Raw genomic sequence first — 17,058 nt, 5'->3', positions numbered from 1 at the left:
GAATATGTTCTGAGGGTGGTTATACTTTGGACAATGAGTATCATTTAGACACTTTTACAACGCAGAGATAGGGCGAATTGCCCCCATTCTTAGATAGAATAAGGGCCCTCTAAATTACTGAAATTGCTATTCAACAGTGAACTCTTCTTTAACATTTAAATCATCTTCATTAATAGCGTCAGGGTCATATTTGAAGTCTTCTTTTACGGCAAGATCAGGATCATATTCATAACGTTTCTCCCAATTTCTCCCATCATCGTGACTCTTAATTTTCTGCATATTTCCAAGACCTTTAACTTTAGATTTTGATCTTGTAAAAGAAAGCCTGCGCTTTTTTTCCCTTGCCCCTTCTTCTTTAGTAAGGACTTTTGCCAAAACCATTTTATCAATAATATTATCCATAGTTTCTTTGGCAAATTTTGTTAATTTACGATCCTTATAAGACTGACCATAACGAACAGGACTAGGAAGTAACATAGCTAAGAATGCTCCTTCATAGGCATTTAAGTTCTTTGGAGACTTTTTAAAGTATTTCTTAGAAGCGGCCTTAATTCCATAAAGGGACTTTCCGTATTGAATAATATTGAGATATATTTCTAAAATTTTGTCTTTAGACACTTTCTTCTCAAGGTAGAGAGTAATTAAAAGCTCTCTAAACTTTCTTTGAACTGTTCTATCGTTACTTAAGAATAAGTTCTTTGTCACTTGTTGAGAAATAGTACTTGCACCTCTGAGTTTCTCACCTTTTATTCCATCTAATGCAGCTTCTTTAACTTGAGAGAGATCAACCCCATCGTGACCATAGAAAAACCAATCTTCACTTAACATAATGGCCTTAACAGCATGAGGAGAGATATCTTTTAATTGAACCCAACCCTTAGGCATCTTTTCTACAATTGAATATTCAACTGGAGATTTCTTATCCTTGGTTAATTCAACTTTAACATACTGCTTTTCAAGCTTACCTATATCACCAAAAGGAATTTTGAAAATATATAGGGCCACAATAATGAGCAGTACAAAAATTGATAATAGTGGTAGTAGAATTCTCTTTTTCATAATTATGCCTCTAAAGTACTAAATTTAATTTCTCTTTTGCTATGGCCTATCATTTCAAATTGAGATGAAAACCTCTCTGCTAAAGCACAAATTGTAAGGGAGGGGTTAACTGCGAGATTTGCAGGTATAACACTCGCATCACAAATATATAAACCATTATATCCAAAAACTTCGTGATTAGTATCCACCACTCCAGTGTCTACTGTTTGGGCCATCACTGCTCCGCCTAGCACATGGGCCGTTGCAATACTTCCAGCGGCCACTTCCAAACTACAGTTAAGGGCCTGCCCATCAATATTCTTCGCTATGATCTTTGCACTTTCTTGTGCAACAGGGATTGATGTCTCCATAACCTCGTCTCCCATATCTCCAATTAATCCCTTAGTGAATCCTCTAAACATAGTTCTACCAAAGCGTAATGACATCTTTGAATCAAGAGACTGCATAACTAAGAGAATAACAGAGTTTGATGCCCAATCTCTACTTAGGAGTATTTTTGAAAAGGGGATAAAGTTTTGAACTAAACTTCTTATCATCTTAAAGGGTCTAGAAAGACGAGAACCACTTTCGGTTAGAGGTACTGTCAAAAGCTTCATAAAGTCACTTCCTTTAGGATAGCGAACAGCTTCAATCTTTGTGTGTTCATCTGGTCTGATTTGAGCTCCAATGGCAACACCTTCAGATAAATCCCCTCTATACTTCTTACTGGTAACCCCCAATAGACTCTCGCCATTAGTTCTTACCACTTCACCTAGTCTATTTGAGATATCTGGAAGAGTTTTATGAACGAGCTTATTTCGATAGAGAATATCTAACGTTCCCATTACTCCGGCACTTAGAATAACTTTCTTTGCTTTAAAGACTCTCTTCTTTCTAAATATTCCACAGGTATTGAAAGTTGTAACGACATATTCATCATCAACTTTTTCAATTTTATCTACAGTAGTCTCAGCAAAGATATCTGCCCCCCACTTACTTGCAAAGTGAAGATAATTCTTATCTAGAGTATTCTTTGCTCCCTCAGGACAACCAATCATACAACTTCCACAACTTGTACATGATCTTCTTTTAGGGCCATCGCCGCTAAAGTATGGGTCATCCTGATCTACTCCCTGCTCACCATCGAAGTAAACTCCAATATTTGTTTCTTCAAATGTGTGATGACAGTTGAGTTCTTTTGAAAGTTCTTCTAGTATTTTTTCACCTGCATGAAGTTTAGGGTTCTTAGTAACACCTAACATTTTAGAGGCCGTATTATAGTGATGATCTAGTTCAGTATTCCAATCTAAGTTAGAAGGCCAAAATGAACTGTTGAAAATCTTCTTAGCAGGACGTAGCAAAGTATTTGCGTAAACTAAGCTTCCCCCTCCAACTCCTACTCCATGAAGAACCAAGAGATTCTTTAAAACTGTAATGGATTGAATTCCAAAACATCTAATAATAGGTGCCCAAAGATAGTTATATATATCCCAGTTAGTTTTTGGAAATTTTGACTTCGATCTGTAATCACGCCCTTTTTCTAAGAGCGCAACTTTGTAGTTCTTCTGCGTGAGTCTACAAGCACTAACCGAGCCGCCAAAACCACTACCTACAATGATAAAATCATAGCTATCCATCACATTACCCCTAATCAATACATATACTATCTCATTCTAACGCGAAGGCCATTTGCAGTCTAACTATTCGTTAATATGACGGAGATGACCAATAAACTGGGCATATAAAATAAACTACTGACAAATAAGCTTGCATTAATCTGAGTCTAAACATCAGGTATAGAAATATAAAATAATATTACATTTCATCCTCAACTCATTATTTGCGATAAACTAGACGTATTTTAAATCAGGAGGATTTATGAAAACCCTAGCATTAATAGCTTTGCTATTATCTTTATCAACATTTGCCAATTTGCATCAAGCTCCACCATCTCTAAATCTTGGAAGAGATGCATTAGGTGTATTCGTCGATTTCAAAACGGCCCACTCAGTGCTGAGTTATGATATTTCAAAGAGAAAATTAACGGCCTCTACTAAAATTAAATTTATTCAAGAATCTAATGGAAAACCAATATTTGACCTAGTTGAAACTCCAACGAAGATCATGATTAACGGAAAAGAAGTTAGCTCTCAAACAACTAGTTTAGACGGAGTATCAACAGTCAGATATCTAGATAGAACTCTTCAGGCCGGTGCCCACGAGTTAGTAATTGAAAATGAAATTACTTCAAATCTCTCATGGAGTTCAGATTATGTGAGAAGTGCCTTTTGGATGAGTGATCTAAGTGACAGACAATATCTAGAGCAATATCTACCAACAAATTTAGAATTTGATCAATACGAAAATAATTTTGAAATAAAAATTTTAAATTCTGAAGTTGAACACGTTCTTTACACTAATGGTGAAGTAACAGAACTTGAAAGAAACCACTGGCAAGTTAAATATCCTGCAACATTCACTGCTAGTTCACTATTCTATCACTTATCTAAAAAAGGTCTAAAAGACGAATTAAAAAAAGTCTATAAATCAATTGATGGTAGAGAGATTCCAGTAACAGTTTACTCTAATCAGTCAGTGACTCGATTTATGAATAAGGCACTTTCCGTTCTTGCTGAGTTAGAAAAAGACTACGGGCCATGGCCACATCCTCAATTGATTATCTACGGAGCAGGCTCTGGCGGTATGGAGTATTGTGGAGCTACGATTACAAGCTTTAGTGCCTTAGGACATGAATTGATTCATAGCTACTTCGCGAGAGGAATTATGCCTGCACATGGGAATTCTGGATGGGTAGACGAAGCTATAGCGAGTTGGAGAGATTCAGGTTATAAGTCTTACTCTACATTTTCATTATCTAAAACGGATATGGCATCTCATTCAACTTATAAGAGAACCACCGATCGTCGTGCGTACACGAAGGGAATGAAATTTATTGGGCATCTGAATTTAAAGTTTTCAAAGCAAGAAAGTTTTAAGGTATTTCTAAAGAACTTCTTTAGTGAGAGAAAGTTTAGACCATTCAAGACACATGAGTTTCAAAAAGCGATTGAGAACTACTATAACGTTTCTCTTGACGATGAATTCAATAAGTATATCTATGGAAAAAATGGTATTGATAAAGAGGATACAACTCCAGTTGAAAATATTTACCATGTTCAATTAACTTCTAAACAATTACGAGATCTGCTATAATCTATAAGGCCGCAAAATGCGGCCTTTTTTTATGGAAGAATTATGGCCCACTATGCAATTGACTTTGGAACCTCAAACTCACTACTAAATTATATTTGCGATTCAGGAACGATTACTCCTGTGCCTCTTGAAAAGGACGGATCCTTCATTTTAAGATCACTCTTATTTACTCCAAGCAAGGGAAAGTGGTTCTATGGAAAAGAGGCCATTGAACAATATGTAGAAAATGATGGAGAAGGAAGATTTTTTAGATCCCTCAAGAAATTCTTACCTGAAGCAAACTATAGTGGTACAGAAGTCCATAATCGAAAAATGAAAATCACTGAGTTAATTTCAGTATTTCTTAGGGAACTCAAGCACAGAGCAGATAGCTTTACACAATGTGAAGTTGATAAAGTAGTTCTCGGTAGACCAGCAATGTATTCCAGAGACAAGAAGTCTGACCAATTAGCTGAAGACAGAATGAGACAGGCTGCTGAACTAGCTGGCTTTAAGGAGATCATTTTTTGTCCTGAACCACTTGCTGCTGGACTAGATTTTGATAAAGATAATAAAGAAGAAAAAATCGTTCTCATCGCAGACTTTGGAGGAGGAACTTCAGATTTCACTCTCATGAAGCTGCATAGTGGAACTTACTCACAAGATGATATTTTAGGACTCAGTGGGGTCTTTGTGGCAGGAGATGCCATAGACGGCGAAACAATGAATAAATTCATCTCAAAACACTTTGGTTCTGACTTCGAATATCAAGTTCCCTTTGGAAATAATATATTAAAATTCCCTAAGCTTCTTTTAAATAAGCTTTGCTCCCCCGCACACATAACTCACCTTAGAGAGAAAGAAACATGGGAGTACTTAAAAGAAATCCAAAAATTTTCTATTGATGAAGAAAGTAAAAGAAAGCTAGATCAATTATTTACACTTGTAGAGTGCCAGCTAGGCTTTCCTATTTTCAATGAAATTGAGCAGGCCAAGATCTCCATTTCAACAAACCCTAACGATCAATATATTTTCCAGTATAAGTATCCTGGGATAAATATAAATCAGGAGATTTCTCCAACAGAATATTATCAAAAGATTCAGGTGGTAATAGATAAAATCATAGCTTCTTTAAAAGATGTATTTGAACAATCAAAACTAAGCATTGAAGACGTAGATCAAGTTTGTCTGACTGGTGGTAGTGCTCAGTTTAAATTGATACAAGATGAGTTGAGTCAACTCTTTGGACAAGAAAAGCTCATTAAGTACAATATCTATAATTCAGTTGTTGGTGGTCTTTCCGAGTATGCAATAAAGCTAGACTAGGCCTTTATAGACCTAGTCGAGCATTCAATTTTATTTTTCGTAGTTTGCTCTTAAGTCACAACGATACTTTCCATATAGATTTTGAAGAAGTCCATTATAATCTCTAGATTTATGAATATCTAGCATACTCTTACCTAGAGTGTACTTGTAGTCATCTTTTAAGATATCAATTGCTTTATCAATAGAGTGCTTCTTTCCATTCCAAGAAACAAGAATCTCTTCAGTTTTATTCTCAATTGCTGATTTCTTAACTAATTTCATAGCAGAAATAATTCTTCTTGCAAGTACAGCACCTTGGGAGTTGTTAAATATCTTATCTCGGTCATTATTAAGATACGACCCACTTTCTCCAAAAATATCTTTATTTGTTGATAAGAAATCATATCCCATCTCTGCCCATTTCTGTCCATACTTCCATGTTCCACGCAATGTTTTTGCTGACACACAAACTTTATCAATTTGATCTTCTGAAAGAGTCGATCTATCTTTAATTCTATAGACTCCATCAACGACATCCAGATACTTGTCTGCAAATTTTGAGAAATCCTTCATAAAGAGATCATTTACTTTCTTACTCTTCTTTCTCATATGCTCGATAAAGTCTTTTCCGTAATCACCATAGATATAATTAACAATTTTATCATTGGCCTCAAGGATTTTTAGATCTGCACCGTCGTTGCCATTTTCGCTTGAGAATTCTTTCTTTCCAGTAATTGATTCAAGTCTTATCTTAATCTCAGTAAGTTGATCAATAAGAGCACGAACCTCTGAATTAACATTCTTACCATTGCCAGTAGTAGCTACTTTACTTATCTCAGAATATGACAGAGTCATCTCATCTATTGTAATCTTCATTTTCTCAATATCTTTTGTCATCTCATCTTTCTTTTTCGAGATATCTCCCATTACGCGGTCAATATGAAACTGAAGATTTGAAACAAAAGTATTTAGTTGTGAATCACTCATTTTCTCAAGTTTTTCTACTTCTTCGTAATTTTTTACTTCATCCAACGAAGAGATCATTTCTGAGAGTGATCTATTTTGTCTAGAAAGCCTCTGTCCTTCAACTGGAGTAATATAACTATCTAAGGCCACAGCTAGTTCAGAATATGAGCCTGTAAGTAAGTCTAGTAGCGCATCTCTTTGCGCCTGAATAGGAAAACCAGGACGTGACTCAATTTTTACAAGTTTAGAACTTAATGAATTAAAGAATTTTATTTCATCACTCTTAATTTGTTCAAGTTGAAGTTTTTTAATTTTTTCTAATTCTAAAGAAATTGTCTTAGAATCCTTATCAACATCAGATGAAATTTTTGAAAGTATTGCAATAAGCTCATTCGCCCTAGCGAGATCTTTATAGTTTTGATCAGTAGAGATATCAATTATTCCAGCTTGTTGCATTTTTATACGAACATCATAAAAAGAACAGTTCAGCTTAATAAAAGTCATTCGATCTTCGTCTTTTTCAAAATCAAATCGACCTTCAAATAAGTTATTAATGAATTTCAAAATTGAGCCAACGACTAATCCACCATAGGCCACAGTAACACCTGTTGGTGATGGTGAGTATAGTCCAAATTGAGAAAAGTTTTGAATTATATTTGCAGAGTTTTCTAAGAATGAAGTGTCATCTAGGTATGTACATTTATTCTTATTAAATAAAGTATCTAGCCCATTAACTAAAGAGGCCATTTGAGCACCATTTAAGTCTCCAGTAACATTTGTAACAGGCGCGAGTGTGTCGGCCACAGTGCTAGAGCTATCCACCTCTTCTTTACCAGAGTTAACTCTCATATTATTTATAGATGTTTGAATATCATCTGCACCTGTAAGAACTTGATCCAAGGTTCCTTGCATTTTATCAAGACAGTCATCTTTAAAGATGGCCTCAATATTTTTAACACTACTTAAAATGACATCATTTCTCGTTGAGTTTAGGGGACAAAAGGTAGGTCTAGTTGTTAGAACAATATTGCGCTTACTCAGCTGTTCAATCTCTTTAACTATATGATCAGGGACACTAGCACTCTTTATGCTCTCAATAGATTCGGCCAAATTATTATTGGCCATAACCAATGATGGACTCATAGATAGTAAAAGAACTAAAGATAGATTCTTACGCTTCATCAAAAAACTCCTAGATTAATTAGTCTAGAATAAGCAAGAAATATGCCGTTAAGAACGTTTTTATAATCAGACACTTATATTTAAACTAGGTGAACCTTATTTAACATCTGTATAAAGTTTAGACATAACAAATGAACAGAGTTTTCTCTGTCACAATTCTAACAGGCCCTATAAATATTCCAAACCACCGACCATCACAATTTGATTTTAAGCTAAGATAACAACAAAATTTAACTGGAGACTAAAATGAGAAAATGTTTAATCGCTCTACTAGCGTTGGCACCTCTGACTACAATGGCTGCACAAAGATGCGAAGTACAAGGCTTTGGAACCATATTTGCGACTAATGGAAGAATTGTTAAATCAACAAAGATTACAGATGTACGTTCAATTACAAGAGAAAAAAGCTGGCAAGACTGCTATCATCGGGCAATTAAAGTTGCAAAGGAATATGATTCTACAGTTACCGTGACTGTCTCGGGATCAAGAATCATTGGAGGAAGCTCGCTTGCAGATCTCTACATAAGTACAAAGTGGTCATTTGATGATGGTCTAACTTCATTATTTGACTCGAAAGGAATGGTGACAAAGTACACAGATAAATTTGAATCCACTGCTCAAGAAGGTGACTTACGATACTTCTATGATGGAACTTTGTTTGAATAGAGAAATTTTAAGACCCTTTTACTAGGGTCTTAGAAGTTTATTTTAGTCTGTTTCAGGAGCTAAATCAGGCTGACAATTCAAAATAACAAAACAGAAACGCATGCAGTCGCACAAAGTAAACGGATACTTCAGCCTTACTTCCCCTGCTGCTGAAACAAGTGACCTAAACCTAGAGTCCCTTCCATGCATCCTTCATAAAGAAGACGTAACTTTGTAGACTGATCTTTTAGATCATCACCAGCTTCTTGAATCCTCTCTAATGTATTAGACACTGGAGTACACGATTCTTTTAAAACTTTAAAAGCGATATAATCTTTTAGAGGAAGACCTTGTGGGTCTATTTGATCTATTAGGAAATTTTTTAATTCTATATGTTTCTTTACAGAAAGAACTGACATTCTTTCTTTGTAACTTAAGTCTCTTGCTCGTACGGCCATAGATAAGAAGAAGGCACATACTAAAACTGCTGCAATTTTCATTTATTACTCCGTCAATAAATAATTCTTACAAACAATACTGAGCGTTAAGTTATGATAAATCAAGCGTTTTATTCAAGTAATTTGAAATTTTCTCAAAAAGCTGACTTCTAGAATCAAACTTTTCAAAATTCTCAGAGATCTTATAATTATCTTCTAAGAGCAGATATCTTGGACCAATCAGATTGAGGTGATCACTTTCCTTATCCCCTACCATCAACGAACCTAGTAAAGAAACTCCTCTAAGTGAACACGCTCTAAGTAACATTCCAGGCATTGGCTTTCTAAGTAGAGAGTTGAAGTTCCACGGAGCAAGTCCTTTTTCAAAGTGAAATGGACAGATCTCAATATGATCAATTATTGCATTAGATTTTTTTAAGAAAGCTTTAAGCTGTGTATGAAAGAGATTAACGTCTTCTATAGTGTACTTGCCTCTAGCAACTCCTGCTTGATTGGTAACAACAATAACTTCAAAGTTTTGAGAATTGGCCAAGCTAATAAGGCCTGCGATATCTTCATAAATAATATCTTCGCTAAACTTATAAACGTAACCAGTATCAATATTGATGATACCATCACGATCTAAGAATAAGGCCTTCTTTAAATTCTCTTGGTGCTCAGAATATTCTACCAGAGGTAAATGAATAGACTTGGCGTCAGAGTTGAAATAATAGCTGATTCCAGAGTCTCGATAGCGATCAAGTTCAACTTCTTGTTGATAGAATTCAATAAATTGAAAATTGATACTTGTATTACCTAAACAGCTTCTTAAATACTCCCAATCAACAAAGACTTCACTATTGATTACTAGACAATTGTCAGTCAGCTCTTTTACTAGTTTCACAGAAAAAAACTTTTCAATATGAGTTATATAGTCAGTAGCTAAGTCACATTTAATTAGTAAAGATATCTCTTTCATTTAATCTCTTTTATTGAACAATTGATTTTAAAAGCAGCGCTAGTGAACTTATTCATAGGTTTAACTCTTATTTGTAATTTTAAATGATTTAATTGGATCTCAAAAGAGCTAATCGATTCTTTTAGTGGAAGAATTTCAATCATCTCCAAATCATTCATTAACTCCTGACCATAGAGAAGGTGTATTCCTGAAAAGTTGTAGCGAATGCCTTTGACTTCTTTATGAAAGCAAGTGATTTGAATAATATCAACATCACCTATTCCCATCAGCGGCAGAAGTGACTTTCCAAAGAGAACTTTATCTTCTTTGTATAAATCTTTTAGAGTTTCATATATATCTTTTATGCAGTCATAGTAAGATTGAACGACGATTGCATTTAGATCTTTAGGAAGCTGTCCTGGTAATTCACTATGGCCACTATCTGCCCAACGATGATCAAAGCGACCATAGAAATCAAGTCCGACATGACTGTGAAGCTCTTGGGCCATTAGCTCAAATCGACTATCTACGCCTCTATTTATATTATTCTGTAATAAGCTAGCATTTGAAAAACCACAGAAATATTGATTGATAAAGCTCTTCACACCAGCACTCTTGGTATTAACAAAGGCATTACCTTTACAGAGTTTCAAAGAGATCGGATAGACTTTATCAATATTTAGAACCAATAAATCGGCCTCTGCCCAATCTTTAGAGTGTGGTACGGCCAATGTCTTACCGATCACCAAAACCTTAGTTGCACTAGCTGGCAAGACCTTATCTATCAGTTCTAGAGAAACCTCTTTGGCAAGTTTTGGCAATTGTTTGATTAAATCTGGTTCATTAACACGTAGCCAATGATCATAGTCAGTTAGTTGCTTTCTTATATCGCCACCAAAAGAGCGTACAAAGTCTGCTTCTATTCGATAATGCCTGGCCAGAAACTGCGCCACAAGATATTCAAAAAGGTTTCCCTTAAACTCATTGATGAGGGCCTCTTTCTGGGCAGTTGTGTCAATCGGCTGGTATTCTTTCATATATTATAAATAATTATTTCCAATTCCGTTTAGATAATCTAGACTATCCTAAGAAATTAGCAAATAACGAACAACTTGGAAAGGAAACCTAAATGGAGAACTTCCCCTCTGTTTTAGAGTCCATTTCGGATCTTACGAAACGCCAGATAGATGGCCTGATGGAGTTATCTCAACAAATCAAGCTTCGCCCATGGCATCCGATTTCATTTCCAAATAAAAAACCTATCATTGCTACTTCCTTTCTCGAAAACTCTACCAGAACAAAACATTCATTTGAAATAGCTATCCATAAGATGGGTTGCACATATATAGACTTCATCGCAGAAACATCTTCTTTAAAAAAGGGAGAATCTCTTGAGCAAACTTTATTAACTCTATTTGGACAAGGTGTTGATCTATGTATTATCAGATCAGCAGTTTCTCACGAGTTAGCTCAATTTAAAGAGAATCCTCCTTTAAAGATAATAAATGGTGGCGATGGAACTCATCAACATCCGACTCAAGCACTATTAGACCTCTTTACGCTCAAAGAAATGGGTATAAAGCTAAAAGGTAAAACCTTCTGTATTGCTGGAGATAATATACACTCAAGAGTTGGCCACTCCCTCATTGATCTACTTCCAATGTATGGAGCAAAAGTTCTACTCTTTGGACCAGAGGAATTTCTACCCCCTGTAACCGAAGAGTCTAATTTTGAAATTACTCACTCTAGATCTGAGGCCCTTGAAAAAGCGGACATTCTCTACTTATTAAGAGTTCAAAAAGAGAGGCACTCGCATCTTGAATCAATCGATATGGATAACTATCATAGAGAGTATGGTTTTAATCTCGAGATGATTGAATCGCTTCAAAAGAAACTACCTATACTACACCCAGGTCCTGCTAATATTGGAGTAGAAATAAGTGATGATTTAATTCATTCTCAGTACTACCTAGGACATGAGCAAGTTCGTCATTCAACATTTTTAAGAATGGCAATAATACAATCAATTTTACAAAATGGAGATAAGAGCATTGGCTTCAAAGAAAATACATTCTTTAACAATTAATTATCTCCCTACCTATATATTTCTATCTATATACATTGCAAACTTATCTAAACTTTTTACCTATATCGCATGGAGAGGACTATAAATGTCAAAAGTAAGTGAATTTCAAAGAGCACTAAGAAAATCTAAAGTATACCTTCACTTTGATGATGGAAAGACCTTTGAAGGTTTTGTAAATCGAGACCCAAATGATGAACAACTGAAACAAGGTATTTGGGCAGAAGCGGCCTTCACTACAGGTATGAGCGGTTACCAAGAAACAATTACAGACCCATCATTTCTAGGTCAACATATAATATTCTCTAATGCTCATATAGGAAATTATGAAAGTGACGATCGACAAAACCAATCTCATAAGTCACATGCCTCATCAATTATCGCAAGAAATTTTTCTCCAAATAAATTCTTTGAGACATTAAGTATCCCACTAATTAGCGCAATTGATACAAGATCACTAGTGCGCTATATGGTTGCAAAAAAAGGTACACATAAATCAGTTATTACAACTCAAAAGAATTGCCCATCGGCCAGTGAATTTGAACAACAAAAACTAAGTTGTGGAGATCTTGCTAGAGTTTCTCAACAAGGACCAATCGTTCATGTAGAGGGAGATAATCCAATCTGTCTGATCAACTATGGTGTAAAAAACTCCATAATAGAAAATCTCAAAGCTCTTAATATTCCACTAGTATCGCTTCCCTACAATGCGAGCTATGAAGAAATTAGCTCATACTCTCCAAGAATGATATTTCTCTCAAATGGTCCAGGGGACCCTAGAGATTATAATGATCAAATTCAAGTAGTAAGTAAACTCCTACGAGACGATACTCCAATAAGAGGGATTTGCCTGGGACATCAACTGATCTGTCTAGGCCTAAATGCTGAAATTATCAAACTACCATTTGGTCAAAGAGGAGTGAATCATCCGTGCTTTGATCATGTAAGTTCAAATATTTTGATCACTAGCCAAAATCATGGGTACGCCGTAGATGAACTGAGTTTTAACAAAATTTCGAAGACTAATATCTCTAATAGGGAATTCTATATTCAATATAAGAGTCTCTTTGATTTATCAATAGAGGGAATTGCCTCAACTGACCATAAAGTAAAGAGTGTGCAATTTCATCCTGAGTCAAATCCTGGGCCAAGTGATGCCCATATTTTCTTTCAAGAAATTGAAAACTACTTAAACTCAGATAAGCACAATACTTTTGATGTATCGAACTTATACCCAATGATTGATGTTCAAAATGTAGAAAGAAAAGATATTCCTTATAAGAAAATTCTGCTCATAGGTTCCGGTCCAATTAAAATTGGTCAAGCAAGTGAGTTTGACTACTCTGGAACTCAGGCCTGTAAGGCGCTCAAAGAGCTTGGTCTTGATGTTGTTCTACTTAACTCGAATCCAGCAACAATAATGACTGATCCAGAAATGGCCTATAGAACTTATATCGAGCCAATCACAAAGGATACCATTAAGAAAATCATTCAAAAAGAAAATGTTGATGCCGTCCTATCGACAATGGGAGGACAGACAGCTCTCAATATTTGTATCGAGCTTGAACAAGAAAGCTATCTAAAAGAAAATGGCGTTAAGTTACTTGGTGCTAATGTTGATACAATTAACAAGACCGAAGATCGCGCACTTTTTGCAATAGAGTTAAACAAACTTGGATATCAAACGGGAAAACGCTTTGTGGCCCACTCCCAAGAAGAGGCAATTACACTTGCAACATCAGAGGTTGAATTCCCACTCATTATTCGTAGAGACTTTGCCCTAGGAGGTAAAGGAGCAGCTCTTATTCACCATATTGATGATCTTCACGAAGTTTTTACTACCGATTTAAAATTTCCAATAACTATGGAGAAGTCTCTATTAGGTTGGAAAGAAGTGGAACTAGAAGTAATGGTAGATAAAGACAAAAATGGTGTCATCATCTGTTCAATTGAAAATGTGGACCCTTGTGGAATTCATACTGGTGACTCAATCACAGTAGCACCGGCACAAACAATATCCGATAGATGTTACCAACAACTAAGAACTATGTCCCTGACTATCGCTAAACATATGGGCGTTGTTGCAGGGGGGGCCAACGTACAATTTGCCATTAATCCACAAAATGAAGATGATATTGTTGTAATTGAGATGAACCCTAGAGTCTCAAGATCATCCGCACTTGCTTCCAAGGCCACTGGATATCCTATTGCAAAAATATCTGCTCTACTGGCTGTAGGCTACACTCTTAGAGAAATTCTCAATGATATAACTAAGGCATCTCCTGTTGCATTTGAGCCATCGCTTGATTACGTAGCAGTAAAGATTCCAATCTTTCCTTTTAGTAAGTTCCCATCTTCCAGCCAACTGCTAGGGCCACAGATGAGATCAGTCGGAGAAGTCCTCGCCCTTGGTTCTTCGTTTAATGAAGCATTCTTAAAGGCCCTTAGATCACTTGAGCTGGGACTTGAAATTCCTGAATTAAGTCAGCTCAATACAGTTCCAGTAACAATAGATGAGAGCTATATTAGAACAAGACTCTCCCAACCTTTTCAGCTATCGCTTCTTAGTTGCCTAGATGCTCTTAGACTCAACTTATCTAGTGAAGAGATTGCAGAAATCTCTAAAATTACGCCATGGTTTATTGAGCAGATAGAACAGGTCTCTGAGGCCGAAAAAGCACTAAAGACTGATTCAACAATTTTACATACTAGAGAAAGCTTATTATTTATGAAGCAATTAGGTCTTTCGGATAAGTATATCGCCTACCTCACAAATCTAGGTCAAAAAGATATATTAGAACTTCGATTTAAGTATGAATTATTTCCAGTTTATAAGGCCGTAGATACTTGTTCAGGAGAATTTCAAGCTCAAACCCCTTACTTCTACTCTACTTACAATGTTGAAAATGAAGCACACTCTCTTTCAAAAGAATCAAAGAGTGTCGTCATCCTAGGTTCAGGACCTAATAGAATCGGGCAAGGGATTGAGTTTGATTATTCATGTGTAAAGTCATGCCAGCAACTTAAACTCGAAGGAATTAAATCAATAATGATTAATTCGAACCCTGAAACAGTCAGTACAGACTACGATAGTTCAGATCGACTCTACTTAAGCGCTCTCTATTCAGAAGACTTATTTGATATTTTACTAAACGAAGATCCATATGGTGTCATCACATCATTTTCAGGGCAAACAGGAATAAATATTAGAAGCTACATTGAAAATAGCTTTAGAAGTGAATTTAAGAAAATTAACTTCTTAGGCTCTAGTCTTGATACTCTTGATCTTACAGAAGATAGAAAACGCTTCAGTGAAATAACAAAGAAAGTGAACCTCTCCCACACTAAATCTAAAGAAGTTCAAGGTTATAAGAAATTAGTTAACGCCTTAACTGAAATTGGTCTGCCAGTGATCATAAGACCTAGTTATGTCATCGGTGGTGAAAGTATGTATATCTTCCATCACCATACAGATATTGAAGAACTTCCAGAAGCATTACTAAATCAGCTCAAAACAAGTTCAACAATTTTTCAGGTTGAAACCTATTTGGAAAATGCAACGGAATACGATGTTGATTTGATTAGAGATAGCGAAGGAAATTGTATCTTTACAGTTTGTGAGCATATTGAATATGCGGGAGTACACTCGGGGGACTCAGGAATGATCTCTCCTCCAGTAAGACTTAATGATAAGATGAAAGAGAAGATGTTCTCTATTTCAAAGAACCTTGCTGATGAGTTAGCGATTATTGGTCCAATTAATTTTCAGTACGCTGTTAAAGGTGAGCTCATCTATTGTATCGAGGCCAACCCTAGAGGCTCTAGAACTCTTCCCTTCTTGAGTAAGGCCACAAATATCTCTCTTCCAAAACTGGCCACCCAGGCCATGCTTGGAAAAACAATAACTCCATACAAACAAGTTAATACAAACTACTTTACAGTTAAACAGTCTACCTTTCCTTTTGACCGCTTCGTTCAAGACAATATCATTCTAGGTCCAAAAATGCGTTCAACAGGTGAAACTCTTGGAATAGATAAAGACAAAGATCATGCAATGCTTAAGTCATATCTTGGTAATTATCCAAATATAGACACTCCAGGAAAGATCTTACTGTCTTTGGCCGACCATAGTAAACAGGCCGTACTTCCTTATATAAAACACCTAAGAAAGAAAGGTTATAGTTTTTGTGCGACGAGAGGAACTTATAATTATATTAAAAATCAAGGGCTAGAGTGTGAGCTTGTTTCTAAAATAGATGAACAAAGTGGAAAATCACTTTTAGAAGTCATTAAAGAAGATGATATCGTTTTAGTCTTTAACACTCCAATGGACAAAGGCTCGTCTAAGTCCGATGGTGAGTATATCAGAAATAGTGCCATTCAATATGCGATCCCATGCTTTACCAGAGAAGAGAATATAATCTCTGTAATGGAGAGCATAATAGGTAGTGAGAGGGAAAGCCTACTTCCAGTCAGCCTTCAGGAGATTCACCAATGAGCAAAGTAAATGAGAGAGTATTCGTCGCTCTTGATAATATGACTAAAGAAGAGATATTCACTTTTCTCGATTCAGCAAATGGAAGAATTAAGAATATAAAAATAGGTCTAGAGCTTTTTAATAAGTATGGGCCACAGATTGTGAATGAACTTTGTGAAAGGTATCCTACAAAGATTTTCTTAGATATCAAATTGCATGATATACCTAACACGGTTTCTAAGGCCATCCTATCTTTAGCAGGACTTCCAATTGACTATCTCACCATTCATATAAGTGGTGGTCAAAAGATGTTAGAGGAAGCTCTCAAGGCCAGGGATGAGGCCATTCCAAATTGTAAATTATTAGGCGTAAGTATTCTTACATCCCTTGATCAAGAAGATCTAAAACTAATCTGGGGAGTAGATGATATCAATAAGTCCTTTATTAGATTATTCGAAATTGCACATCAGTCTAAAATAGATGGAGTGATTTGCTCTGCGAATGAACTAAAAGCTCTGCGCTCTTTTGATAACTCTCTAATCGCAGTCTGTCCTGGAATTAGATTTGAAGATGAGATTTCAAGTGGAGATATATCGGATCAAAAAAGAGTACTCTCACCTCAAAAGGCCATCAAAGAAGGAGTAGACTTTCTTGTTATAGGTCGATCACTTACTAAGGCGAGTTCACTTAAGGATAGATTAGATCAACTTGAAAATATGCCAAATAAGTGAGGCAGTTAATCTAGAGTAGAGTTCAATTATTTCAATTCCTTACA

At 35.8% G+C, this 17,058-nt stretch carries 12 protein-coding genes; 6 read left to right on the top strand and 6 right to left on the bottom strand.

Annotation, left to right across the window (positions count from 1 at the left end):
- Positions 1-126: 126 nt before the first annotated feature.
- Both DPQ89_RS14015 and DPQ89_RS14010 read right to left on the bottom strand, forming a co-directional pair.
- On the bottom strand, positions 127-1,059 hold the full coding sequence (locus DPQ89_RS14015) for a biosynthetic peptidoglycan transglycosylase (protein WP_127717655.1): 933 nt from the start codon (positions 1,057-1,059) through the stop codon (positions 127-129).
- A 2-nt stretch (positions 1,060-1,061) separates the two neighbouring features.
- Entirely contained in the window at positions 1,062-2,675 is a 1,614-nt protein-coding gene (locus DPQ89_RS14010; protein ID WP_127717654.1) for a GMC oxidoreductase, read from the bottom strand.
- Positions 2,676-2,916: 241 nt separating this feature from the next.
- On the opposite strand from DPQ89_RS14010, the gene DPQ89_RS14005 reads away from it, so the two are divergent.
- The gene (locus DPQ89_RS14005; RefSeq protein WP_127717653.1) at positions 2,917-4,251 is read left to right on the top strand and encodes a hypothetical protein; all 1,335 of its coding nucleotides are present in this window, start codon (positions 2,917-2,919) and stop codon (positions 4,249-4,251) included.
- A 42-nt stretch (positions 4,252-4,293) separates the two neighbouring features.
- Positions 4,294-5,556, top strand: a complete 1,263-nt coding sequence (locus DPQ89_RS14000) for an Hsp70 family protein (RefSeq protein ID WP_127717652.1) — start codon at positions 4,294-4,296, stop codon at positions 5,554-5,556.
- A gap of 30 nt (positions 5,557-5,586) precedes the next feature.
- On the opposite strand, the gene DPQ89_RS13995 is transcribed toward DPQ89_RS14000, so the two are convergent.
- Positions 5,587-7,683, bottom strand: a complete 2,097-nt coding sequence (locus tag DPQ89_RS13995; protein ID WP_127717651.1) for a hypothetical protein — start codon at positions 7,681-7,683, stop codon at positions 5,587-5,589.
- A gap of 246 nt (positions 7,684-7,929) precedes the next feature.
- On the opposite strand from DPQ89_RS13995, the gene DPQ89_RS13990 reads away from it, so the two are divergent.
- The gene (locus DPQ89_RS13990; RefSeq protein ID WP_127717650.1) at positions 7,930-8,349 is read left to right on the top strand and encodes a hypothetical protein; all 420 of its coding nucleotides are present in this window, start codon (positions 7,930-7,932) and stop codon (positions 8,347-8,349) included.
- Between the two features lie 134 nt (positions 8,350-8,483).
- Here DPQ89_RS13990 and DPQ89_RS13985 read toward each other — a convergent pair whose 3' ends face one another.
- From DPQ89_RS13985 to DPQ89_RS13975, 3 genes are read right to left on the bottom strand one after another with little or no spacing between them, the layout of a single operon-like run.
- Positions 8,484-8,828 (bottom strand): hypothetical protein, encoded by a 345-nt coding sequence (locus tag DPQ89_RS13985; RefSeq protein WP_127717649.1) that lies wholly within the window; start codon positions 8,826-8,828, stop codon positions 8,484-8,486.
- Positions 8,829-8,877: 49 nt separating this feature from the next.
- Positions 8,878-9,744: an HAD-IIIA family hydrolase gene (locus DPQ89_RS13980; protein ID WP_127717648.1), complete on the bottom strand. Its 867-nt coding sequence runs from the start codon at positions 9,742-9,744 to the stop codon at positions 8,878-8,880.
- Positions 9,741-10,760, bottom strand: a complete 1,020-nt coding sequence (locus tag DPQ89_RS13975) for a hypothetical protein (protein ID WP_127717647.1) — start codon at positions 10,758-10,760, stop codon at positions 9,741-9,743. The genes DPQ89_RS13980 and DPQ89_RS13975 overlap by 4 nt, the downstream gene beginning before the upstream one ends.
- Before the next feature lie 92 nt (positions 10,761-10,852).
- Between DPQ89_RS13975 and DPQ89_RS13970 the strand changes: the two genes are divergently transcribed.
- The 3 genes from DPQ89_RS13970 to pyrF all read left to right on the top strand — a co-directional run bounded on the left by DPQ89_RS13970 (position 10,853) and on the right by pyrF (position 17,014).
- Positions 10,853-11,809 (top strand): aspartate carbamoyltransferase catalytic subunit, encoded by a 957-nt coding sequence (locus tag DPQ89_RS13970; RefSeq protein WP_127717646.1) that lies wholly within the window; start codon positions 10,853-10,855, stop codon positions 11,807-11,809.
- Positions 11,810-11,894: 85 nt separating this feature from the next.
- Positions 11,895-16,304, top strand: coding sequence for a carbamoyl-phosphate synthase large subunit (carB, locus tag DPQ89_RS13965; protein ID WP_127717645.1), 4,410 nt, complete (start codon positions 11,895-11,897; stop codon positions 16,302-16,304).
- Positions 16,301-17,014 (top strand): orotidine-5'-phosphate decarboxylase, encoded by a 714-nt coding sequence (pyrF, locus tag DPQ89_RS13960; protein WP_127717644.1) that lies wholly within the window; start codon positions 16,301-16,303, stop codon positions 17,012-17,014. The genes carB and pyrF overlap by 4 nt, the downstream gene beginning before the upstream one ends.
- The last annotated feature ends 44 nt before the right edge of the window (positions 17,015-17,058 follow it).

It is taken from the genome of Halobacteriovorax sp. HLS (genome assembly GCF_004006665.1).
In the GTDB taxonomy this organism is placed as follows: Bacteria; Bdellovibrionota; Bacteriovoracia; order Bacteriovoracales; family Bacteriovoracaceae; genus Halobacteriovorax.
Note: the sequence above shows the minus strand (reverse complement) of the source record. Positions and strands in the feature narration are given on the sequence as shown.

Bases quoted from the DNA above. Each gene is read 5' to 3' on its own strand.
- DPQ89_RS14015 (WP_127717655.1), bottom strand. From the start codon at position 1,059: ATGAAAAAGAGAATTCTACTACCACTATTATCAATTTTTGTACTGCTC.
- DPQ89_RS14010 (WP_127717654.1), bottom strand. From the start codon at position 2,675: ATGGATAGCTATGATTTTATCATTGTAGGTAGTGGTTTTGGCGGCTCG.
- DPQ89_RS14005 (WP_127717653.1), top strand. From the start codon at position 2,917: ATGAAAACCCTAGCATTAATAGCTTTGCTATTATCTTTATCAACATTT.
- DPQ89_RS14000 (WP_127717652.1), top strand. From the start codon at position 4,294: ATGGCCCACTATGCAATTGACTTTGGAACCTCAAACTCACTACTAAAT.
- DPQ89_RS13995 (WP_127717651.1), bottom strand. From the start codon at position 7,683: ATGAAGCGTAAGAATCTATCTTTAGTTCTTTTACTATCTATGAGTCCA.
- DPQ89_RS13990 (WP_127717650.1), top strand. From the start codon at position 7,930: ATGAGAAAATGTTTAATCGCTCTACTAGCGTTGGCACCTCTGACTACA.
- DPQ89_RS13985 (WP_127717649.1), bottom strand. From the start codon at position 8,828: ATGAAAATTGCAGCAGTTTTAGTATGTGCCTTCTTCTTATCTATGGCC.
- DPQ89_RS13980 (WP_127717648.1), bottom strand. From the start codon at position 9,744: ATGAAAGAGATATCTTTACTAATTAAATGTGACTTAGCTACTGACTAT.
- DPQ89_RS13975 (WP_127717647.1), bottom strand. From the start codon at position 10,760: ATGAAAGAATACCAGCCGATTGACACAACTGCCCAGAAAGAGGCCCTC.
- DPQ89_RS13970 (WP_127717646.1), top strand. From the start codon at position 10,853: ATGGAGAACTTCCCCTCTGTTTTAGAGTCCATTTCGGATCTTACGAAA.
- carB (WP_127717645.1), top strand. From the start codon at position 11,895: ATGTCAAAAGTAAGTGAATTTCAAAGAGCACTAAGAAAATCTAAAGTA.
- pyrF (WP_127717644.1), top strand. From the start codon at position 16,301: ATGAGCAAAGTAAATGAGAGAGTATTCGTCGCTCTTGATAATATGACT.